The following is a 21,663-nucleotide window of genomic DNA, read 5'->3' on the forward strand; positions in this document are numbered from 1 at the left end:
TCCTGCCGCGTCCACGCTTCGGTGCGCGCGGCGAGGGCGAGGTTGTAGACCTTCCGCACGCATCCGAACGTGCGGGACAGCTCGGCTGCCTGCGCATCGGTCGGATGGAAGCGGTACTTGAACGCCCGCTTCACGTGGGTGGTCTTCACGGTTCACATGCTACCCCATCAGTTTGTGACGGAGTGCGGGCAGTTGAAGGTGGACGCCGGTCCGCCCTGGCAGCGAACCGGCTTTCCCTGCCCTGCTCCACAGGAGCTTCGTTTCCTCCCCGCCCTGAAGGACGGGGTATCCACGAAGGAGAACCCGGATGACCGTGAACAGGAAGGTGGAGGAGGCGATCAGCAGGCCCACGCCGAGCATCGTGTAGGTGACGTGGACCAGGACGCCGGCGGCTACGCCGAGGGCGGCGAGGAGTCCGGTGCGGCGGCCGTGGAGGTAGCTGCCCCTTACCACCATGGCGAAGTCGGCGCCCGGGGCGATCACGGCCAGGACGGTGATGACGGCGACGGCCAGCACCTCCGTCATCACGAGGCGACGCCCTGCTCCTCGGAGTCGCCGGACTCGCCGGACTCCTCGGAGTCGTTCCCGGCGGTCTCCTCACCGAGCAGGTCGCGTGCCATCAGGGTGGCTCCGGCGACCGCGCCCGGCATCAGGAACACGGCGACGAAGGGGACCAGGAACGCGACCGCCAAAGGTGTGCCGAAGCCCCAGACGAGGGTCTTGCGGGAGCGCAGCAGGGCCAGCCGCTCGCGCAGTTCGATCTCGCGCCGCTGGAGCGCGACGGCGGCGAGTTCCTCGGTGAGGAAGAACCCGGTGACGAAGAAGCCGATCACCGGTACGACGGTCTGGCCGGCCACCGGGACGAATCCGAGGGCGAACAGCAGCACGGCCCAGACGAGGGCGCGGGCGACGATACGGACGCTGTCGCGGGCCGAGATCCACAGCTCGCGCGGCAGCGGCAGGTTGGACTCGGGGGCGGTGCCGTCGGGTGAGACGTCCCGGTCGACGTTCTCGGAGAGGCTCTCGTAGAACGGCTGGCCGATGAGCAGGGTCATCGCGGTGAAGGTGATCACGGACAGCAGCAGGCCGAGGGCGAAGAGCACGGCGGTGAGGAAGCCGCGGAAGAGGCCGAGCCAGGGGCTGGACCAGTCGTCGGCGAAGGGGGTCGCCCAGGCGATGAAGTCGGCGCCCCACAGGGCGAGGGCGATCAGCACGGCCGCGTACAGGACGAGGGTGATCAGGCCGGGGAGGAGGCCGAAGCCGAACTGTCTGCCGTGCCGGGCCACCCACTTCTGGCCACTCAGCAAGTACCGGAAACCCACCCCTAGATCGCGCATGGGAGGACTCTATCGGGGCAAGGGCCGCACCCCACGTCCAAGGGTGCGGCCCCCGCCGGCTCCGTGCGTCGGTCAGAGTTTGACGATCATTTTTCCGGTGTTGTCGCCGCGCAGGACACCGAGGAACGCCTCCAGGTTGTTCTCGATGCCCTCGACCACCGTCTCGCGGTACTTGAGTTCGCCCGAGCGGACCCAGGGGCCGACCTCCTGGACGAACTGCGGCTGGAGGTCGTAGTGGTCGTTGACCAGGAAGCCCTCGATGCGGCCCCGGGTCTGGATCAGCCGGGAGAGGTTGCGCGGACCGGGCGCGGGCTCGGTGTTGTTGTAGACGGAGATCGCTCCGCAGATCGCGATCCGGCCGTCCCGGTTGAGGGACCCGATGGCCGCCTCCAGATGGTCACCGCCCACGTTGTCGAAGTAGACGTCGATCCCGTCCGGCGCGGCGTCGCGCAGCTGCCGGCCCACCGGGCCGCTCTTGTAGTTGAACGCGGCGTCGAAGCCGTACTCCTCGACGAGCAGCTTGACCTTCTCGTCGGAGCCGGCGGAGCCGATCACCCGCGAGGCGCCCTTGAGCTTCGCGAGCTGCCCCACCTGGCTGCCGACGGCGCCCGCGGCACCGGACACGAAGACGGAGTCGCCCTCCTTGAAGGAGGCGGTGCGCAGCAGGCCGGCGTAGGCGGTGAGCCCGGGCATGCCCAGCACGCCCAGGTACGCCGGGAGGGGCGCGGCCCCGGGGTCCACCTTGACGGCGTTCTTCGCGTCCACGACGGCGTACTCGCGCCAGCCGAAGAAGTGCAGGACGTGGTCGCCGGCCGCGATCCCCTCGGCGTTCGAGGAGACGACCTCGCCGACGGCACCGCCCTGCATGACCTTGCCCAGCTCGTACGGGGCGACGTAGGACTTGGCGGCGCTCATCCGGCCGCGCATGTACGGGTCGACGGAGAGGTACGTGTTCCGTACCAGCACCTGCCCCTCGCCCGGGGCGGGCACCTCCGCCTCGACGAGGGCGAAGTCCTCGGGCTTCGGCCAGCCGACGGGCCGGCTCAGCAGATGCCACTCGCGGCCGGTGGTGGGGGGCGTGGGGGCGTCGGACATGAGCGGGCACCTTCCTGGAAATATTTCACTACCTGAAACAACCATGCGGCTGAATATTTCAGGATGTCAAGCGACTGGGTACCCTGGAGAGCATGGCCACACCCCGCGACACGTCCAGCCGCCCCGACGCCCTCACGCTGGAGGTCGTCGAACTCATCGGCTCGGTGGTGGCCCGCTACCACGAGGAGTACGAGGAAGCCGCCGCCGGTCACGCGCTGACGGGCGCGCAGGCGAGGCTGCTGAGCCTGCTGTCACTGGAGCCGCTTCCCATGCGGAAGCTGGCGCAGCGGCTGAAGTGCGAGCCGTCGAACGTGACCGGCATCGTGGACCGGCTGGAGGCACGCGGTCTGGTGGAGCGCCGGCCCGACCCGGCGGACCGGCGGGTGAAGCTGGCGGCGGCGACGGCCGAGGGGCGCCGGGTGGCGCGCAGTCTGCGGGAGTCCCTGCGGTTCGCGCGCGAGCCCCTCGCGGGGCTTTCGGAGGGGGAACGGGTGGCGCTGCGGGACGCGTTGCGGACGATGGTGAGCGATAGCTGAGCCACACCGGAGGTTGGGCGGGGGGGTGTTGCGCAGCCCGGCGCTTGCAGGGTGCCGTCGCGCCCACCCGTGCCGCCCTGGGGGTACCTCCCAGGCCCTTAAGGCACTGGGGGAGGCACGACTGCCCGCGGAGGGGCGAGGCCGGTGCCCGCAGAGGGGCGGGGTGGGTGCCCGCGGGGCGGGGGTGGTGCGGGTGGCCGCGGAGGGTGGGGCACCTTGTCCGTCCCGGAGAGCGGAGCGGTCAGGTGCACCACCACAGGAAGCGGTCGCAGGTTTCCGACGGCTCCGGTTCCGGCTCGGGCTCGGGGCTCTTCGTGGTCGGCTCCGGGTCAGGGCTCTCGGGGTCCCCGGACGGCCCGGCCGGCGGAGGTGTCGCGGGATCGGGCGAGGGGCCGTCCGCGGGTGCGGACGAGGCATCCTCCCCGGCCTTCTTCTCCTCCTCCGCGTTCCCCGACTCCTCGTCGTCCGGGGACGCCGAAGCCGAGGACGAGGACGAGGGGGATGCGGACGCCGAGGGGCTGGGGGGCTTCGCGGGCGTCCCCGCGTTCGCGACCCCGCTCGCCGACTCCGTCGGCTCCACCTTCGCCGAGCCGCCGTCGGGCGACTCCCCGCCCACCGCCGGCTCCCGCTTCGTTCCGGGCGCGTCCAGCCCGAGTTCGGCGAGGCTCAGTCCGCCCGCCGCGAGGACGAAACCCGTCACGACCAGCAGCGTGCGGTTGCGCCGCCGACGGTGCGCGGCGGCCTTGCGGTCCCGGCGGCTCTGCCCCGCCGAGGGATCCTCGCCCTCCGGCGCACGCCCCCGGCGCCGGGCCGCCCGCCCACCACGCGGCGCCTCCTTCGGCGACTCCTCCGGCGACTCCCCGTCATCGGGTTCATCGGATTCATCGGACTCACCTTGCGCACCGGACCGCTCGCCGTACGTCCCGCCGTACTCCCCGGTCCGGGCCGCCCCGGCGGCTGCGGCGGGTGCCACGGTCGCGCCCGCCGTCCCGCTTCCGTCCCCCGAGGGCCCGGCGGGTTCCTGCGGCCGGCGTGCGCGGATCGTCTCGACGGGCGTGCCGCAGCCGGGGCAGGCCAGTGCGCCATTGAGGTGCCGTCGGCACGCGTCGCAAAAGTCCATGACGCGGGAAGGTTAGGTTCCGTTCCGGTCCGCTTCATAGGGCTTGCCGTGAAGGTTTGGTGCGGACCATGACCCATAGGTTTCGAATCTGTCGAAACCGATAGGCGCGCAACCCATTGACACCCCCACCACCTCGTCCTTAGTGTCACGCCAGCATTTCGAACGTGCGACGAAATATCGAACACGTCGAATCCCAGGCTCCGATGACAGGGTCCACAACCGCAGCGAGGGGCGAACTGCCGTGCGCATCACCGGAATCAGCACACACGTGGTCGGGACGCCGTGGCGCAACCTGACGTACGTCCAGGTGCACACCGACGAGGGCATCACCGGAGTCGGCGAGACCCGGATGCTGGGCCACACCGACGCCCTCCTGGGTTACCTGAAGGAGGCCGAGGTCAACCACATCCTCGGCGCCGACCCGTTCGCTGTCGAGGACCTGGTCCGCCGGATGAAGTACGGCGACTACGGCCGCGCCGGCGAGATCGTGATGTCCGGTATCGCCGTCGTCGAGATGGCCTGCTGGGACATCAAGGGCAAGGCCCTCGGCGTGCCCGTCTGGCAGCTGCTCGGCGGCAAGGTCACCGACAAGGTCAAGGCGTACGCCAACGGCTGGTACACCACGGAGCGCACCCCGGAGGCGTACCACAAGGCCGCGCGGGCCGTGATGGAGCGCGGTTACCGGGCATTGAAGATCGACCCGTTCGGCACCGGCCACTACGAGCTCGACCACCGGCAGAGCCTGTACGCCGTCTCCCTGATCGAGGCGGTACGGGACGCCATCGGTCCCGACGCCGAGCTGATGCTGGAGATGCACGGCCGCTTCTCCCCCGCCACCGCCGTCCGCATGGCCCGGGAGCTCGCGCCGTTCCAGCCGGCCTGGCTGGAGGAGCCGGTCCCGCCGGAGAACCTCAAGGCGCTGGAGAAGGTCGCCGCGAAGGTCGACATGCCGGTCGCCACGGGTGAACGCATCCACGACCGGATCGAGTTCCGCGAGCTGTTCGAGAGCCAGGCGGTCGACATCCTCCAGCCGGACGTGGGCCACATCGGCGGCATCTGGGAGACCCGCAAGCTCGCCGCGACCGCCGAGACGCACTACATGCTGGTCGCTCCGCACAACGTCGGGGGCCCGGTCCTCACCGCCGCATCCCTCCAGGTCGGCTTCACCTCCCCGAACTTCAAGATCCTGGAGCACTTCAACGACTTCGCGGACGCGGAGATCAAGAAGGTCGTCAAGGGCGCGCCCCAGGTGAACCCGGAGGACGGCTGCTTCCACCTCTCCGACGCCCCCGGCCTCGGCGTGGAGCTGGATGTCGACGCGGCGGCCGAGTTCCCTCAGCAGCAGGCCCGGTTCGACCTGTGGGCCGAGGGCTGGGAGCAGCGCAAGCCCAAGGACACGAATTGAATCCTCCCCCCAGCTGAAGCAGGGGGATTCCTGGCTCACGCCGCCTGCGGGTCAGCGACCCGACAGGTCTTCCACGATCAGCACCAGCCGGGTTGAAACCAGCCCGGGGTCATACAGCAAAGCTCGGAGGTCCATGTGCTGTCCTGGTTCTCGATCAGCACGACGCACGCGCTTGGTTCTCGCAACGTACGGCGTGCAGTTCACCCGGCCGGGTGGGCGGTCTTTCGCCTTGACGGCGAAACCCCGTTTCCTGCCCTGCTTCGCAGGGGTCCGATTCTCCCCCGCAAGCGGGAGGTACCCCCACCCCGGCCTGAAGGCCGGGGCATCCTCGGGGGAGCCAGGTGACCGCCGCCGGCCGGCCGGGCACGGCGGCGGGTGGCACCGCCGTCGTCGTCGACGCACCCGGCGCGTACCGCCTCGTCCCGCACGAGCCGCGCGACCCCGCCCCCGGGGAGGCGCTGGTCGACGTGCACGCCGCCGGGATCTGCGGCAGTGACCGCGAGGTGTACCAGGGCAACCGGCCCGAGGGGTACGTGCGTTACCCGCTGACACCGGGCCACGAGTGGTCCGGAACCGTGCGGCGGGTGGGCGCGGGGGTGCCCCGGGCGCTCGTCGGGCGCAAGGTCGTCGGTGAGGGCTTCCGCAACTGCCAGGTCTGCGACCGCTGCCACGCCGGTGAGACGACACTGTGCTCGGCGGGCTACGAGGAGACCGGGTTCACCCAGCCGGGCGCCATGGCCGGCACGCTGACCCTGCCCGCCCGACTGCTGCACGTCCTCCCGGACGACGCCGACCTCGGCGCCGCCGCGCTGCTGGAGCCCGCCGCCTGTATCGCGGCCGCCGCGCTGAAGGCGAACGCGGTGCCCGGTGAACGGGTGGCGGTGGTCGGCACCGGCACGCTCGGCATGTTCGCCGTGCAGTTCCTCAGGGCGAACTCGCCGTCCGAGTTGCTGGTGGTCGGCAGTCGGGGCGACCGGGAGGCGCTGTCGCGGCAGTTCGGGGCGACCGACTTCCGCACCAAGGACGGCAGGCTCCCGGACGGCTTCGACGTGGTGATCGAGACCGCCGGGTCGGCGGACGCGGCCCGCACGGCGGCCTCGCTGCTGCGGCGCGGCGGGCGGCTGGTGCTCACCGGGATCCCGGCGCCGGGGGCCGACGGGCTCGACCCGACCGAGCTGGTCGTACGGCAGCTGGAGGTGCACACCGTCTTCGGCGCGCCGCCGGACGCCTGGGCGCACACCGTGCGGGTGTTCGCCGCCGGGCTGCTCGACCCGCTGCCGCTGGTGACCCACGAGCTGCCGCTCGCCGAGTTCCCGGAGGCCATCGAGCTGGTGGGATCCGGCGACCCGAAGGTGGGCAAGGTCCTGTTGCGTCCTTGACCGTACGCCGGTACGAGGGCGACCTGACGGCCTCGTACCGGCGCACCGACCTCGTCATCGCCCTCATCTCCGTCTCCGTCTCCGTCTCCGTCTCCGTCTCCGTCTCCGTCCACCGCCCTCGCCCCTCCGTCGCCCCTCCGTCGCCCCCCTCGCCCCGCCCTCGCGGCGATGTCCGCCCGGCCCGCACCCTGAGCCACGAACCTCGTCCGAAATACCGAACACGAAGGACACCCCGTGACCGACGCTTCCGCCAAGGCGCCCCGCCGGCCCGGTGAGCAGGCGCTCACCGCGCTCGGCCTGAGCGCACCCGCCCTCGACCCCGCCGACGCCTCGCCGCACACCTTTCCCGGCGGCGGCCGCTGGCGCACCGAGATCCCCTCGTGCGAGGGACCCGAGGCGCTGGCGGTGGTACTGAAGGAGGCCTCGCGCCTCGATGTGCCGATCCACCGGATCAGCCAGGGCAGCGGCGTCTGGATGCTGACCGACACCGAGGTCACCGAGATGGTCGAGGCCACCGCGGAGCGGGACATCGAGCTCTGCCTGTTCACCGGCCCGCGCGGCACCTGGGACATCGGCGGCTCGACCCGTACGGACTCGCACGGCGCCGGACTGCGCGCCCGGGGCCACGACGCGGTCGCCGGATGCGTCGAGGACGCCGTGCGGGCCACGGAGCTGGGCGTGAGGTGCCTGCTCGTCGCGGACGAGGGGGTGCTGTGGACGCTGCACCGGGCGCGGGCGGCCGGACTGCTCCCCGCCGACACCACACTGAAGGTCTCCGCGCTCGTCGGACCGGTCAACCCGGCCTCGTACGCGGTCTACGAGCGGCTCGGCGCGGACTCGATCAACGTGCCCAGCGACCTGACCCTCGCCCATCTCACCGAGATACGCAGGGTCTCGGCCACCCCGATGGACATGTACATCGAGGCGCCCGACGATCTGGGCGGCTATGTGCGGATGTACGAGGTCGCCGAGCTGATCCGGCGCGGCGCACCGCTGTATCTGAAGTTCGGCCTGGCGAAGGCGCCCGCGATCTACCCGTACGGGCACCAGCTGCGGGACCTCACCCTGGCGACCGCGAAGGAGCGCGTGCGGCGCGGACGGCTGGCCCTGGACCTGCTGGCCCGCCACGGCGCGGACGGCGACATGGCGCCGCTCGGCTCACGGCTTCCGGGGGCTCTGAACCGGTTCGACATCCCGACATAACACTTCGGAAACTCGGCTTCACAGAAGTAGACACAGCCGCGCACAATCCCACACACCCGTTCTCGGCTTTCCCGGCTCGCTCCCCCCCACACACAAGCGCCTCGCTCCTCCAGACGAACCCGCCGACACACCAAGGAATGATGACCATGCGTAACCGCAGAGCCGCAATCGCCGCCATGGCCACCGCCGCCTCCCTCGCTCTCACCCTGACCGCTTGCGGCCAGAACAGTGAGGGCGGCGGCGAGGACGACAAGGGTGGCTCCGACGGAGCCACCATCGGCATCGCGATGCCGACCAAGTCCTCCGAGCGCTGGATCGCCGACGGCGACAACGTCGTGAAGCACCTCGAGTCCAAGGGCTACAAGACCAAGCTGGCCTTCGGCGAGGACGACCCCGACCAGCAGGTCTCGCAGATCGAGAACATGATCACGCAGGGCGTGGACGCCCTGATCGTGGCGGCCATCGACAACAAGTCGATGAACAACGTCCTGCAGCAGGCCAAGGACGCCGACATCCCGGTGGTCTCCTACGACCGTCTCATCCTCGGCACGGAGAACGTCGACTACTACGCCTCCTTCGACAACGAGAAGGTCGGCGAGCTCCAGGCCACCTACATCGTCGAGCAGCTCGGCCTGAAGGACGGCAGCAAGAAGGGCCCCTTCAACATCGAGTTGTTCGCCGGCTCCAACGACGACAACAACACCCGCTACTTCTTCCAGGGCGCCATGAACGTCCTGCAGCCCTACATCGACAAGAAGCAGCTCGCCGTCAAGTCCGGGCAGACCGAGCTGAACCAGGTGACCACCCTGCGCTGGGACGGCGGTACCGCCCAGAAGCGCATGGACGACATCCTGACCTCCGCCTACCGCAGTGACCGGGTGGACGCGGTGCTGTCGCCGTACGACGGCATCTCCATCGGCATCCTGTCCGCCCTCAAGTCGGACGGCTACGGCGCCAAGGACAAGCCGCTGCCGGTCGTCACCGGCCAGGACGCCGAGGTCGCCTCGGTGAAGTCGATCATCGCCGACCAGCAGTCGATGACCGTCTACAAGGACACCCGCGAACTCGCCAAGGTGGCCTCCAACATGGTCGACGCGCTGCTCAACGACAAGAAGCCCGAGACCAACGACACCGAGACCTACGACAACGGCGCCAAGGTCGTCCCGGCCTTCCTCCTGGAGCCGGTCGCGGTGGACAAGGAGAACTACCAGAAGGTCGTCGTCGACTCCGGCTACATCAAGGCAAGCGACCTCAACTAACTCCCGTCCAAAACGAATTGGAAGGCAAGACCATGGCGGGACCCGTCCTGGAAATGCGCTCGATCGTCAAGACCTTTCCCGGCGTCAAGGCGCTGTCGGACGTCACCCTGACCGTCCGGCGGGGCGAGGTCCACGCCATCTGCGGTGAGAACGGCGCCGGCAAGTCGACCCTGATGAAGGTCCTCTCCGGCGTCCACCCGCACGGCACCTACGAAGGGGACATCCTCTTCGAGGAGGAGATCTGCCGGTTCAAGGACATCCGGGCCAGCGAGCGGCACGGCATCGTGATCATCCACCAGGAACTGGCCCTGGTGCCCTATCTCTCGATCGCCGAGAACATCTTCCTCGGCAACGAACACGCGACCCGCGGCCTCATCAACTGGAACGAAACCCTCAGGCACGCCACCGAACTGCTGCGCCGGGTGGGGCTCGACGAGCACCCGGAGACCCGCGTCGCCGACATCGGCGTGGGCAAGCAGCAACTGGTGGAGATCGCCAAGGCGCTGTCGAAGAAGGTGAAGCTGCTCATCCTCGACGAGCCGACCGCGGCGCTCAACGACGAGGACAGCGGCAAACTCCTCGACCTGATCCTGCAGCTGAAGGAACAGGGCATCACCGCCATCATCATCTCCCACAAGCTGAACGAGATCCGCAGGGTCGCCGACTCGGTGACCATCCTGCGGGACGGGCAGACCATCGAGACGCTCGATGTGAAGGCCCCGGAGACCAGCGAGGACCGGATCATCAGCGGCATGGTCGGCCGCGACCTGGAACACCGCTTCCCGGAGCGCACCCCGCACCACCCCGAGGAGGGTGCCGCCCCGGCTCTGGAGGTCCGCAACTGGACGGTGCACCACCCCATCGACCAGCAGCGCAAGGTCGTCGACGACGTGTCGTTGACGGTCCGGCGCGGTGAGATCGTCGGGATCGCCGGCCTGATGGGCGCAGGCCGCACCGAGCTCGCGATGAGCCTCTTCGGCCGCACCTACGGCCGGCACGCGGGGGGCACGGTCCTCAAGGACGGCAAGGAGATCCGTACCAAGACCGTTCCCGAGGCGGTCGGACACGGCATCGCCTACGTCACCGAGGACCGCAAGCACTACGGCCTGAACCTCATCGACACCATCAACCGCAACATCTCGCTCAGCGCCCTGAAGAAGGTCGCCAAGCGGGGCGTCGTGGATGAGCACGAGGAGCGGCAGGTCGCCGAGGGCTACCGCGCGTCCATGAACATCAAGGCGCCGACGGTGTTCGAGCCGGTGGGCAAGCTGTCCGGCGGCAACCAGCAGAAGGTCGTCCTCAGCAAGTGGATCTTCGCAGGACCCGATGTGCTGATCCTCGACGAACCGACGCGTGGCATCGACGTCGGCGCCAAATACGAGATCTACACGGTCATCGACCAACTGGCCGCCCAGGGCAAGGCGGTCGTCTTCATCTCCTCCGAACTGCCCGAGCTGCTCGGCATGTGCGACCGCATCTACACGATGGCCGCGGGGCGGCTGACCGGTGAGTTCTCGCGGGCCGAGGCCTCACAGGAAGCGCTGATGCGTCAGATGACGAAGGACAAAGAGGTATCCCGATGAGCACAGTCACCGACAAGAACCCGGCCACCGCGCCGCCGGGCAAGGGCGGGGCGGGCGGCGGTGACGGCCTGCTCCAGCTGGTGATGGACGGCATGCGCCGCAACATGCGCCAGTACGGCATGCTGATCGCCCTCGGCCTGATCGTGGCGCTGTTCGCGGTGTGGACCGACGGCGACCTGCTGCTGCCGCGCAACGTGTCCAACCTGGTGCTGCAGAACAGCTACATCCTGATCCTCGCGATCGGCATGATGCTGGTCATCATCGCGGGGCACATCGATCTGTCGGTCGGTTCACTGACGGCGTTCGTCGGCTCGATGGCCGCGGTGTTCATGGTCAGGAACGACATACCCTGGCCGCTCGCGGTGGTGCTGTGCCTGGCGGTGGGCGCCCTCGCGGGTGCGGTACAAGGATGGTTCATCGCCTACGGCGGCATACCCTCGTTCATCGTGACCCTCGCGGGCATGCTGACCTTCCGCGGTCTCACCGAGATCTTCCTGGAGGGCCAGACCCTCGGTCCGTTCCCCAGGGGCCTGCAGAAGGTCGCCAACGGATTCATGCCCGAGGTCGGCCCGGAGACGAACTACCACAATCTCACCCTGCTTCTCGGCCTCGCGCTGATCGCACTCGTCCTCCTCCAGGAGATCCGCGACCGCCGGCGCCAGAAGGAGTTCTACCTCGACGTCCTGCCCACCAAGCTGTTCCTGCTGAAGCTCGTCGCGCTCGCCTCCGCCATCCTGGTGGTGACGATGCTGCTGGCCAGCTACAAGGGCGCTCCGATCGTGCTGCTGATCCTCGGCGCGCTGCTCGTCGGCTTCGGCTATGTGATGCGCAACGCCATCATCGGCCGCCACATCTACGCCATCGGCGGCAACCTGCCCGCGGCCAAACTGTCGGGCGTACGGGACAAGAGGGTCACCTTCCTGGTCTTCCTGAACATGGGCATGCTCGCGGCCCTGGCGGGCCTGGTCTTCGCCGCCCGCTTCAACGCGGCCTCTCCCAAGGCCGGCCTCAACTTCGAACTGGAGGCGATCGCCGCCGCGTTCATCGGCGGCGCGTCGATGGCCGGCGGTGTCGGCACCGTACTCGGCGCCATCATCGGCGGTCTGGTCCTGGGCGTGCTGAACAACGGTATGAACCTCGTCGGCGTCGGCACCGACTGGCAGCAGGTCATCAAGGGCCTGGTGCTGCTGGCGGCGGTCGGCTTCGACGTGTGGAACAAGCGCAAGGTCGGTTCGTAGGTCGGCTCGGGCCCCGCCGGACGGCGGGGCCCTTTCCTTTTCGGGAGTGGCACATGGAACTGAACAGACGCACGGTCATCGCGGGAGCCGGAGCGGCGGCGGCAGGACTGGCCGCCGGCACCGCCCTCGGCGGTACGGCCCACGCCTCGCCGGGCAGGGGAAAGCCGGTGCGGACCCTCTTCGGACGGCTCGCCGACGGCACCAGGGTGCACAGCTGGTCCCTGGCGAACGGCGGGACCCGGATGAAGGTCCTCTCCTACGGCGGCATCGTCCAGTCCCTGGACATCCCCGACCGCCACGGCCGTCGCGCCAACGTCTCCCTGGGCTTCGACACCCTGGAGGAGTACGTCGCCTCCAGCCCGTACTTCGGCGCCCTGATCGGCCGCTACGGCAACCGCATCGGCCAGGGCCGCTTCACCCTCGACGGCACCCCGTACCAGCTCTCCGTCAACGACGGCGAGAACAGCCTGCACGGCGGCGACCGGGGCTTCGACAAGCGGGTCTGGGACATCGAGCCCTTCACCCGGGGCTCCGACGTCGGACTGCACCTGTACTACACCTCCGTCGACGGCGAGATGGGCTACCCGGGCACCCTGCGCACGAAGGTCACCTACACCCTCACCCGCGACGGCGACTGGCGCGTCGACTACGAGGCCACCACCGACAAGGCCACCGTCGTCAACCTCACCAGCCACGTCTACTTCAACCTGGCCGGCGAGGGCAGCGGCTCGATATACGACCACGAGCTGTCCATCGCCGCCTCCCGCTACACACCGGTCGACACCGGGCTGATCCCCACGGGCGAACGGGCGAAGGTCGCGGGCACCCCCTTCGACTTCCGCCGCGCCAAGCCGGTCGGCCGGGACATCCGCACCGCGCACCAGCAGGTGCTCTACGGGCAGGGGTTCGACCACAACTGGGTCCTCGACAAGGGCATCACCCGCCGTCCCGAGCGGGTCGCCGTGCTCCGTGACCCGTCCTCCGGCCGTACGCTGAGCATCGCCACCACCGAGCCGGGCCTGCAGTTCTACTCCGGCAACTTCCTCGACGGCACCCTCGTCGGCAGCGGCGGCCAGGTCTACCGGCAGGGCGACGGGCTGTGCCTGGAGACGCAGCACTTCCCGGACTCACCGAACCAGCCGTCGTTCCCTTCGACCGTGCTCCGGCCGGGAGAAACGTACCGGACGACGACGGTGCACTCGTTCGGGGTTTGAATCCTCCCCCAGCTGGAGCAGGGGGATTCCTGGCTCACGCCGCCTGCGGGTCAGCGACCCGACAGGTCTTCCACGATCAGCACCAGCCGGGTTGAAACCAGCCCGGGGTCATACAGCAAAGCTCGGAGGTGCATGTGCTGTCCTGGTTCTCGGTCAGCACGACGTACGCGCTTGGTTCTCGCAACGTACGGCGTGCAGTTCACCCGGCCGGGTGGGCGGTCTTTCGCCCTGACGGCGAAACCCCGTTTCCTGCCCCGCTTCGCAAGGGTCCGATTCTCCCCCGCAAGCGGGAGGTACCCCCACCCCGGCCTGAAGGCCGGGGCATCCTCGGGGGAGCCAGGTGACCCGGATCATGAGCCGTCCTCACATTTTCCACACATGAGCTGAACGGCGGCGCGCGCCGGTCCGTACTCCTGGGTGGCCCGTGCTCCCCCGCGCGGGCCACCCAGGCATGACGGGTCCACGACGTCCCCCACGGACCCGCCGTACACGGAGGTTCCATGGCCGACAACGTCACCTCGTTGTTCCGCAGCACCGCGGCGCACAGTCCGTCGATGGCGGCGCTGGCACGGGAGAGCGACGGGGCCGGGCCGGTGGACTTCTGCATCCCCTGCAATCCGTACTTCCCCACCCCCGCCATGTTCGAGGAGATGGCGGTCCGGCTGCGCGAGATCATCACGTACTACCCGAGCAGCGCCGACACCATCACGGCCGAACTGTGCAACCTGCTCCAACTGCCGCCGCAGGCCGTGGCGATGGGCAACGGCTCGACCGAGCTGATCACCTGGATCGACCATCTCCTGGTCCGTGAGTCCCTCGCCGTGCCCGTCCCCACCTTCGGCCGCTGGACCGACCAGCCCATGGAGACCGGCAAGCGGGTCGACATGTTCCCGCTCCAGGAGTCCAGTGGTTTCGCCCTCGACCTGGCGCAGTACGCGGAGTTCATCCGGGCCAGGGGCACCCGGGTCGCGGTGATCTGCAACCCCAACAACCCCGACGGCGGCTTCCTGCACAAGCACGCGATCGTGCAGTTCATGGACGCCATGGCCGACCTCGACCTGGTGGTGATCGACGAGTCCTTCCTGGAGTTCGCCGACGCGGAGAACGAGCCGAGCGTGGTGCAGGAGGCGATGCTGCGGCCCAACGTCATCGTGCTGCGCAGCCTGGGCAAGAACTTCGGCCTGCACGGCATCCGCTTCGGCTATCTGGTCGCCAACCCGGCGCTCGCGGGCAAGGTGCGGGCGATGCTCCCCAAGTGGAACCTCAACTCCTTCGCCGAGCACGTGGTGTTCATGCTGAAGGAGCACGGTGCCGAGTACGCCCAGAGTCTCCACCAGGTGCGCCGCGACCGGATGGACATGTCCGGCCAGCTCTCCTCGCTGCCTGGGCTGACGGTCTACCCGTCCCAGGGCAACTTCCTCTTCGTGCGCCTCCCCGTGGGCGCCGAGGGAACCGTCGTCCGGGACCGGATGCTCACCGAGCACCGGATCCTGGTGCGTGAGTGCGGCAACAAGATCGGCTCCTCCAGCCGCTTCCTGCGTCTCGTGGTACGTCCCCAGGTGGATGTGCGTCGCCTGGTCACCGGCCTGGAACAGGTGCTCTACGGGACGTCCAGGAGGGGAGCCGCCGTGCCGGAGCAGGCCACGGGGACCGGCTACAGCTCGGGCACGGCGGCAGTGGACCGCCTGGTGAGCGAGACCAACGGGTCGGGCATGCGGGGGCTCGCCGCTCAAGCCGCCGGTGCCGGCGTCCCGGGGCTCGCCGCCGCTCCGGCCGCCGGCACCGGCATGCCGCTCCCCGCCGCCGCGTCCACCGTGAGGGCGGACCCGGGCGGTGGGATGCCGGTGCCGGCTGCGGCATCGACGGGCACGGCGGTGGGAAGGGGAGTGGGCACGGGTGCGCAGGGGATGCCGCAGCCTGTGGCTCAGCCCGTGCCCCAGCAGATGCCCCAGCCCGTGCCCCAGCCCGTGCCCCAGCCCGCACCTCAGCTGTTCCCGGAGCCCGTGCCCCAGCCCGCGCCTCAGCTGTTCCCCGAGCCGGTCCCCCAGCCCGCGCCCATGCCCGCGCCGGTTCCCGCCCAGCCGCTCGCGCCGGCGGCGCAGGCCCCGATGCCCGCCGCGGCGGCGTTCTCACCGCCGGCACCGGCACCGGCCGCTCCGGCGCCCCCGCCCGCCGGTCCGACCCCGCCCGGCGTCCCCGCCCGCGGGGGCCTGACGGCCGCGCAGGTCAGGGGCACCGACGGCCTCTCCATGGCCCCGGCGACGGGCTGGCCGGGAGCACAGGCCGCCTGGCCCAACGCCGCGGGAATGGGCCAGACGGGCTGAGAAGCGCTGCCGGACCACGGCGGGATCACGCAGGGTCGAACCGCAGCGGAGGCCGCCTGCGCGCAGGACTGTCCGAGGGGAGGGCGGGCAGCCGCGCGGCCGGCAGGGTCAGTAGGCGACGGGCCATCCGCTGCTCCAGTTCAGGAGGTTGATGCCGAGCTTGGGGGTGCCGTTGTCGTTGCCGTCGTAGTAGTGGTAGACGATCAGGTCCCCGTCCACGTCGTTCATGATCGACTGGCCGCCGGGGCCGATGACGCTGCCGTGCGACTCCAGTACGGGGGTGCCGCCGTTGTTCGTCATCGCGACGCCGTTCCGGTCGCGGTACGGCCCGGTGACGGCGGTGGCGCGGTCGACCTTGACCTTGTAGGTGGAGGCGGTGCCGGCGCAGCAGGTGTCGTAGGAGGCGAAGAGGTAGTAGAAGCCGTTCCGCTTGACGATGAACGGCGCCTCGACGGCCTTGGTCCCGGTGGGGCGGGAGGCGAGGGAGTACCGGGTGGTGTGGGAGGAGAGCTGCTTGCCGGTGGAGGGGTCGATCCGGATCATCTTGATCCCGGTCCACCAGCTGCCGAAGGACAGCCACCACGTGCCGTCGTCGTCGACGAAGAGGTTGGGGTCGATGGCGTTGTAGTCGCTGGAGGAACTGGAGGTGTGGACGATGCCCTGGTCGCTCCAGCTGCCGGGCTGTCCGGTGCTGGAGATGGCGAGCCCGATGGCGGAGGTGTTCGACCCGAAGGTCGAGACCGAGTAGTACATCAGGTACCTGCCCGCGTGGTACGAGATGTCCGGCGCCCATGCCTCCGGCGCCGAGGAGTAGCCGCGCCACCAGCCCGGCCGGGACGAGAACGCGTCGGCGCCCGCGGAGAAGGCGGTGCGGTCGGTGGAGGTCTTGTTGCTGATCCCGCCGCCGGTGGCGTAGAGCAGGTACTGCCCGGAGGGGGTCCGGATCATCGAGGGGTCGTGCGTGATGACGGAGCCGGTGACCCGTCCGGGGCCGGGGTACGCCGTGGCGGTGGCCGGCACGAGGGCGAGCAGCGCGGCGGTGGGGAGCGCGAGAAGCAGGGTGCGCCTTCGCGGGGTGCGGCTCATACAGGGTTCTCCTTGCGGTGGGGGTGTCAGCACGTTCGTGATACCGAACAGCGATCGCAAGTTCGAACGGACCGTAGAATCGAACCACTTCCGCGTCAATGCCCCGCGCAGCCCTCCCTCGGCACCGGCCCGTCAGACGAGGCGGCGGTAGGTGACGACGGAGCCGATGATCCAGGCGGCGGGGCATCCGACGCCGAAGAGCACTCCCGGGGACAGCAGGGTCGCCAGAGGCTCGGACACGTCCCCGAACAGAGGGAGCAGCGAGAGGACGATCAGCGGGAAGAAGGCCGTCATCCCCCAGGTCAGACCGCCCATGACCGCCATCCGCCGGGCTTCACCGCGATCGATGCGGCGGGTGACGCGGGCCGACTCGGTCCAGTCGGCGCCGCGCAGTTCCACCCAGGCGGCGTGCAGGAACGCGAGCTCGCCCTCCAAGTCGACGGTGTTGCCGTCCAGGTGTATCAACTGCGTCCGCTTGCCGTTGGCCCCGTAGGCGTACGTGAACACCCTGGGTGCTCCCTGCTGCATGCTCGCGCCGGGGTTGGCCTCCACCCGGATGTCCTGGATCTCGCGCCAGGACATCCGTCTCACCCGCATGACGCCCCGGACCCGGATGCCCCTGAGGTCGGCGGTGGTCGAGGAGCGCGCGGCTCCGGCGACCAGCCAGGCGAACAGCGCCAGGACGGCGATGCTCCCGATCCACCGCACCGAAGCGGGCATGTCCTCCTCGGTCCACAGCGGGAACAGCGCGGCGGCGGCCGCGATGACGACCACACCCGCGACAAGGGCGGCCTGCCCACCGGTGGTGCGGTATTCGCGCGGCAATGTCCGATCGCTCATGAGTCCCCCGTTTTTTCCAGCGGAAAACGATTCCGCACGTATGCGCGAGGAGCAGTGTCGAGCCTCGACTGCCGTACCGACAAGGGCTGTTGAGCGATACATCCACAGGGAGGATGGGCGGCGCACCCCCGTTCCGGGCGCGCCGCCCACCGCCGGCCCGTCAGGGCCCTGGCGCCGTCACCGCGTCAGTCCTCCGGGCACTCCTTCCACGCCATGTGGTACGTCGTGCTGATGTCCCCGTCCGTGGAGTCCATGGCCATGAAGCTGACCTGGTCGGGCGCCGTGGACCCGGCGCTCACGCGCAGCTCCGTGTTGATGTTGAAGTTGCGCTGGACCCCGCAGGGCGCGTAGACCAGCTGCGCCCAGTCGGTCTCGTCCGTGGCCTGCCAGTTGTCGTCGTGCGGGCCCGAGAAGGTGTGCGTGCGGAACGCCGTGCTCGGGGAGCCCTGGAAGTAGTACGACGCTCTCTGCGTGCCCGTGGCGCCGGGCCGGAGCGAGGCGAAGCCCCGGTAGTCCGCACTGGCGATGGCGTAGGTGAAGCCCTGGGGGACGTGGACCAGCAGACTGAGCTGGCAGTTCTTGCGGGACGCCGTGGGGTCGGAGTTCCCGCCGGCCTGGGCGAGGTAGTCACTGTAGGTCACGGTGAACGCGGTGTTGTCGGCCGAGACGGCGACGGCCGCCGTGCCCTGGGGGCATCCCGATCCGTTCACTGTGGCGACCTTGATGACGATCTTGTCCGGCGGCGGGTCCTCGAAGGAGGTCGACGGGTTGTGAGCGGGTATCGCGGCGGTGAGGAGTGCGGCCGCCGCCGCACTCATGAGCAGACCACCAGCCATGGTTCTCCATCCTTGGGTGGGGGGTGGAATGTTTGGTTGAACGGTCATGCACATGCCATGCATACGCACGCATGCGCCCCCGGCTTCGTGAAGGAGGCATGGAGGTGCGGTGAAGCCCGGGAGCGCTCGCATCGTATGAAGCTCCGAGACCGGCGGACAGAGCGAACTCCGGCCATTCACTTCCGCCGTGCCCCGGCGGGACACACGGGGCGTACCGGGACACGGATGTGAACGGACGGTGCGCGTTCGTGGACAATGACCCACCAGCACCACGCGCGGCAGCACAACAGGAGGCGCTCCCTTGGAGCTCAGCAGGCGTACCTTCACCGCCCTGGCCGGCACGGCGGCGCTCGGTGCCGCGCTGGCCGGCAGCGGCGGAGCGGCGACCCGCCCGCAGGGGCCGCGGGTCGTACCGACCGGCCCGCCGCCCCCTCCGCCGAGCGCCGACGGCAGACGGCACCGGATCACCCACGACCGGTACTCCCTGCTGGTCGACGGCCGGCGCCTGGTGCTGTGGTCCGCCGAGCTGCACCCCTTCCGGCTGCCGAGCCCGTCGCTGTGGCGGGACGTGCTGCAGAAGCTGCGCGCCCACGGACACAACGCCGTCCAGGTCCCCGTGCCGTGGAACTACCACTCCCCCGCGCCCGGCACGTACGACTTCACCGGGGTGCGGGATCTGAACCGGTTCCTGAACACGGCCGCCGAGGAGCGGCTGTACGTCATCCTGCGTCCGGGGCCGTACCTCGGCGCCGAGGTGGACGCCGGGGGCTTCCCCGGGTGGCTGACGGCCGTCGGGGGAACCGCCCGGACCAACGATCCGGAGTACCTGCGGCACGCCGACGCGTGGCTGAGCGCCGTCCACTCCATCGCCGTCCGGCATCTGTACACCGCTGGCGGCGGCACCGTGCTGCTGTACCGGGTCGAGGACGCCCACGACGTCCCGGCCGGCGATCCGGCGCGGCATGCCCACCTGGCCCGCCTGTACGCGAAGGCGCGGGCCGACCGGATCGACGTACCCCTGTTCCACGGCGACGGGCTGCTGGGCCCGCGCGAGGGCGGCCCGCGGGCGCCCGGGTTCCGGGTCGGCGCCGGATACGGGCGGAGCGGCCATCTGAGCGACCTCGCCCGGGGGATCACCGCGCACCACGTCCGTCCGGTGTTCGGCGGGACCTCGTGGGGCTGGCTGCCCGGCACCGCCGGCCACGCCCCGGACGGCTCCGGCACACCGATCGACGAGGGACGCCGGCCCACGCCGGAGCTGGCACCGCTCCAGCAGTTCGGGCATCTGGTGCGCACGGTGCCCGACCTCGCCCGGCTGGTCCCGGCGCCCGAGGTGCGGGCGGCGGACGGACGGCTGAGCGTGGACCACCTGGCCAATCACGACACCGGGGCCCAGGTCTACGTGGTGCGCAACGACACCCCCGAGCGGGTCGAGTCGATGCTGCCGGACACCGGGATCGAGATGCCGGTCGCCGTCGCGCCCCACGACGCCAAACTGCTCATGACCGGACTGGCGCTGGGCCGGCGGAACCTGGCGTACTGCACCGCACAGCCCATGCTGAGCATGCCCACCGGGCGGGTGGACGTCGCCGTGTTCGTCGGCCGCGAGGGGGAACAGGCGCACGTCGCGCTGGACTGCGACGGCCCGCCGAACATCGACCGGGCGGACACCGAACCCGCGTGGTCCTACGACCGGGGCAGGCTGAACGTCGTCGTGCCGCTCGGCGTCGGAGGGCTGAGCCGGATCCTCGTCAAGGAGGGGGGCTCCGACACCCCCCTGGTGCTCCTGTTCGCCGACGACGCGACCGCGCTGCGCCTGTGGCCGTACGAGACCCCGTCCGGCTCCCTGCTGGTCTACGGCCCGGCGATGCTGCGCTCGGCGACGCTGCGCGGCTCCACCGTCCACCTCGTCGGCGATGTCGTCGGCGAGACCGGGGTGGAGGTGTGGGGGCCGCGTGGGATCACCGAGGTGACCTGGAACGGCGAGCCGGTGCGTACCTACCTCGGCCGGGCGCGCAGCCTGGTGATGGAGGGCATGATGCCGGACGCGCCCGCCGTGTCCCTGCCGGAGCTGGGCGGCTGGCGGCGGCGCGGCGGGAACCCGGAGTCACGGCCGGACTTCGACGACTCGGCGTGGACGGTGGCCGACCGCACCTCGTCGCACAGCGTCACGCCCGTGCCCAAGGACGGGCCGGTCCTCTTCGCGGACGACTACGGCTTCCACTACGGCGACGTCTGGTACCGGGGGCGGCTGACCGACACGCGCGGCCTCACCTCGGTGTCGCTGTCCTACTCCACCGGGACGCACGGTCTGCTGATGGCCTGGCTGGACGGGCGGCCGCTGGGCACCCATCGCATGCCGGCGCCGGACCGGGACACCGCGGAGCGGGGGACGTGGACGGCCACGGCCACCTTCGCCGTGCCGGAAAGACTGCGCGGGCGGGGGCGGCATGTGCTGTCCGTGCTCGTCCGGCCGATGCGGCACGACGGGGACGAGCGGGCGGAGGACTCCCACAGGGCCGCGCGCGGGCTGACGGCCGCCGCGTTCGAGGGCGGCTCGCGGGAGGTGGAGTGGCGGATCCAGGGGGCCGCGGCGCCGGACCGGGCGCGCGGCCCGCTCAACAACGGCGGGCTGCACGGGGAGCGCGGCGGCTGGCACCTGCCGGGGTACGACGACCGGCACTGGCGTGAGGTGGACTTCCCGCACGAGGAACGGCGGCAGGGCGTGGCCTGGTACCGGACCCGCTTCCGCCTCGACGTCGATCCGGACATGGACGCCTCGGTCGGGCTCACCCTGGAGGACGATCCGGAGCGCGCCTACCGCGTCCAGGTCTTCCTCAACGGCTGGAACATGGGCCAGTACCTCAACGACGTGGGCCCGCGCCGCGCCTTCGTCCTGCCGAACGGCATTCTGCGCACCCGCGCTACCAACACCCTCGCGCTCGCCGTGCTGTCCGACGGGACCACGCCCTCGGGCCCGCGCGACGTACGGCTGACGCTGCTGGGGGCGGCGCGGGGCGGCCTCCCGGTGGAGCGGGTCGAGACGGGGGAGGCGGCGGACCCACCGGGGAGGTGAGTCCACCGCCGGGGGGGGGGGGGGCCCCCCCCCCCGCGGGGGGGGGGCCCCCCCCCCCCCCCCCCCAAACCGCCCCCCCCCCCGGGCCCCGAAGGCGGGGGGGCCGGCCGGGGGGGCGGGCCGGCCCGCCGC

At 70.5% G+C, this 21,663-nt stretch carries 17 protein-coding genes and 1 pseudogene; 10 read left to right on the top strand and 8 right to left on the bottom strand.

What is annotated here, in order from left to right; genetic code table 11:
• The 4 genes and pseudogenes from ACIF9R_RS35830 to ACIF9R_RS35845 all read right to left on the bottom strand — a co-directional run.
• Positions 1-149: helix-turn-helix domain-containing protein (locus tag ACIF9R_RS35830; protein WP_399986959.1), on the bottom strand; the 149-nt coding region annotated here is incomplete at its 3' end.
• Positions 150-270: 121 nt separating this feature from the next.
• A pseudogene (locus ACIF9R_RS35835) lies at positions 271-525 on the bottom strand (LysE family transporter); the annotation flags it as partial.
• Entirely contained in the window at positions 525-1,337 is an 813-nt protein-coding gene (locus ACIF9R_RS35840; protein ID WP_399986917.1) for an EI24 domain-containing protein, read from the bottom strand. The gene ACIF9R_RS35840 and the pseudogene ACIF9R_RS35835, both read right to left, overlap by 1 nt.
• Before the next feature lie 72 nt (positions 1,338-1,409).
• Complete coding sequence (locus ACIF9R_RS35845; RefSeq protein WP_399986919.1) at positions 1,410-2,432, bottom strand: NADP-dependent oxidoreductase; 1,023 nt, start codon at positions 2,430-2,432, stop codon at positions 1,410-1,412.
• Positions 2,433-2,524: 92 nt separating this feature from the next.
• Here ACIF9R_RS35845 and ACIF9R_RS35850 point away from each other — a divergent pair, with 92 nt between their 5' ends.
• The gene (locus tag ACIF9R_RS35850; protein WP_399986921.1) at positions 2,525-2,968 is read left to right on the top strand and encodes a MarR family winged helix-turn-helix transcriptional regulator; all 444 of its coding nucleotides are present in this window, start codon (positions 2,525-2,527) and stop codon (positions 2,966-2,968) included.
• Positions 2,969-3,209: 241 nt separating this feature from the next.
• Here ACIF9R_RS35850 and ACIF9R_RS35855 read toward each other — a convergent pair whose 3' ends face one another.
• The gene (locus ACIF9R_RS35855; protein ID WP_399986922.1) at positions 3,210-4,088 is read right to left on the bottom strand and encodes a hypothetical protein; all 879 of its coding nucleotides are present in this window, start codon (positions 4,086-4,088) and stop codon (positions 3,210-3,212) included.
• Positions 4,089-4,329: 241 nt separating this feature from the next.
• Between ACIF9R_RS35855 and ACIF9R_RS35860 the strand changes: the two genes are divergently transcribed.
• The 8 genes from ACIF9R_RS35860 to ACIF9R_RS35895 all read left to right on the top strand — a co-directional run bounded on the left by ACIF9R_RS35860 (position 4,330) and on the right by ACIF9R_RS35895 (position 15,693).
• Positions 4,330-5,493, top strand: a complete 1,164-nt coding sequence (locus ACIF9R_RS35860; protein WP_399986924.1) for a mandelate racemase/muconate lactonizing enzyme family protein — start codon at positions 4,330-4,332, stop codon at positions 5,491-5,493.
• Positions 5,494-5,834: 341 nt separating this feature from the next.
• Entirely contained in the window at positions 5,835-6,872 is a 1,038-nt protein-coding gene (locus tag ACIF9R_RS35865) for a zinc-binding dehydrogenase (protein ID WP_399986926.1), read from the top strand.
• Positions 6,873-7,106: 234 nt separating this feature from the next.
• Entirely contained in the window at positions 7,107-8,075 is a 969-nt protein-coding gene (locus ACIF9R_RS35870) for a hypothetical protein (RefSeq protein ID WP_399986928.1), read from the top strand.
• A gap of 146 nt (positions 8,076-8,221) precedes the next feature.
• A complete protein-coding gene (gene chvE / locus ACIF9R_RS35875; protein ID WP_399986930.1) occupies positions 8,222-9,334 on the top strand; it encodes a multiple monosaccharide ABC transporter substrate-binding protein in 1,113 nt (370 codons plus the stop codon).
• A gap of 32 nt (positions 9,335-9,366) precedes the next feature.
• Positions 9,367-10,917, top strand: coding sequence for a multiple monosaccharide ABC transporter ATP-binding protein (mmsA, locus tag ACIF9R_RS35880; RefSeq protein WP_399986931.1), 1,551 nt, complete (start codon positions 9,367-9,369; stop codon positions 10,915-10,917).
• A complete protein-coding gene (gene mmsB / locus ACIF9R_RS35885) occupies positions 10,914-12,155 on the top strand; it encodes a multiple monosaccharide ABC transporter permease (protein ID WP_399986933.1) in 1,242 nt (413 codons plus the stop codon). The genes mmsA and mmsB overlap by 4 nt, the downstream gene beginning before the upstream one ends.
• A 53-nt stretch (positions 12,156-12,208) precedes the next feature.
• Positions 12,209-13,369 carry an aldose epimerase family protein gene (locus ACIF9R_RS35890; protein WP_399986935.1) on the top strand — a complete coding sequence of 387 codons (1,161 nt, stop codon included), beginning with the start codon at positions 12,209-12,211 and terminating at the stop codon, positions 13,367-13,369.
• Positions 13,370-13,869: 500 nt separating this feature from the next.
• Positions 13,870-15,693, top strand: coding sequence for a pyridoxal phosphate-dependent aminotransferase (locus ACIF9R_RS35895; protein ID WP_399986937.1), 1,824 nt, complete (start codon positions 13,870-13,872; stop codon positions 15,691-15,693).
• Between the two features lie 108 nt (positions 15,694-15,801).
• On the opposite strand, the gene ACIF9R_RS35900 is transcribed toward ACIF9R_RS35895, so the two are convergent.
• The 3 genes from ACIF9R_RS35900 to ACIF9R_RS35910 all read right to left on the bottom strand — a co-directional run bounded on the left by ACIF9R_RS35900 (position 15,802) and on the right by ACIF9R_RS35910 (position 18,455).
• Positions 15,802-16,779, bottom strand: coding sequence for an arabinan endo-1,5-alpha-L-arabinosidase (locus ACIF9R_RS35900; protein WP_399986939.1), 978 nt, complete (start codon positions 16,777-16,779; stop codon positions 15,802-15,804).
• A gap of 132 nt (positions 16,780-16,911) precedes the next feature.
• Positions 16,912-17,619: a PH domain-containing protein gene (locus ACIF9R_RS35905; RefSeq protein ID WP_399986941.1), complete on the bottom strand. Its 708-nt coding sequence runs from the start codon at positions 17,617-17,619 to the stop codon at positions 16,912-16,914.
• Positions 17,620-17,804: 185 nt separating this feature from the next.
• Complete coding sequence (locus tag ACIF9R_RS35910) at positions 17,805-18,455, bottom strand: DUF4360 domain-containing protein (protein WP_399986943.1); 651 nt, start codon at positions 18,453-18,455, stop codon at positions 17,805-17,807.
• Positions 18,456-18,756: 301 nt separating this feature from the next.
• On the opposite strand from ACIF9R_RS35910, the gene ACIF9R_RS35915 reads away from it, so the two are divergent.
• On the top strand, positions 18,757-21,531 hold the full coding sequence (locus ACIF9R_RS35915; protein WP_399986945.1) for a beta-galactosidase: 2,775 nt from the start codon (positions 18,757-18,759) through the stop codon (positions 21,529-21,531).
• Positions 21,532-21,663: the final 132 nt, after the last annotated feature.

The organism is Streptomyces sp. NPDC086080 (assembly GCF_044540255.1).
Classification (GTDB): Bacteria; Actinomycetota; Actinomycetes; order Streptomycetales; family Streptomycetaceae; genus Streptomyces.

Excerpts from the sequence above, each read along its gene's own strand:
- ACIF9R_RS35840 (WP_399986917.1), bottom strand. The coding sequence starts at position 1,337 with ATGCGCGATCTAGGGGTGGGTTTCCGGTACTTGCTGAGTGGCCAGAAG.
- ACIF9R_RS35845 (WP_399986919.1), bottom strand. The coding sequence starts at position 2,432 with ATGTCCGACGCCCCCACGCCCCCCACCACCGGCCGCGAGTGGCATCTG.
- ACIF9R_RS35850 (WP_399986921.1), top strand. The coding sequence starts at position 2,525 with ATGGCCACACCCCGCGACACGTCCAGCCGCCCCGACGCCCTCACGCTG.
- ACIF9R_RS35855 (WP_399986922.1), bottom strand. The coding sequence starts at position 4,088 with ATGGACTTTTGCGACGCGTGCCGACGGCACCTCAATGGCGCACTGGCC.
- chvE (WP_399986930.1), top strand. The coding sequence starts at position 8,222 with ATGCGTAACCGCAGAGCCGCAATCGCCGCCATGGCCACCGCCGCCTCC.
- mmsA (WP_399986931.1), top strand. The coding sequence starts at position 9,367 with ATGGCGGGACCCGTCCTGGAAATGCGCTCGATCGTCAAGACCTTTCCC.
- mmsB (WP_399986933.1), top strand. The coding sequence starts at position 10,914 with ATGAGCACAGTCACCGACAAGAACCCGGCCACCGCGCCGCCGGGCAAG.
- ACIF9R_RS35890 (WP_399986935.1), top strand. The coding sequence starts at position 12,209 with ATGGAACTGAACAGACGCACGGTCATCGCGGGAGCCGGAGCGGCGGCG.
- ACIF9R_RS35895 (WP_399986937.1), top strand. The coding sequence starts at position 13,870 with ATGGCCGACAACGTCACCTCGTTGTTCCGCAGCACCGCGGCGCACAGT.
- ACIF9R_RS35900 (WP_399986939.1), bottom strand. The coding sequence starts at position 16,779 with ATGAGCCGCACCCCGCGAAGGCGCACCCTGCTTCTCGCGCTCCCCACC.
- ACIF9R_RS35905 (WP_399986941.1), bottom strand. The coding sequence starts at position 17,619 with ATGAGCGATCGGACATTGCCGCGCGAATACCGCACCACCGGTGGGCAG.
- ACIF9R_RS35910 (WP_399986943.1), bottom strand. The coding sequence starts at position 18,455 with ATGGCTGGTGGTCTGCTCATGAGTGCGGCGGCGGCCGCACTCCTCACC.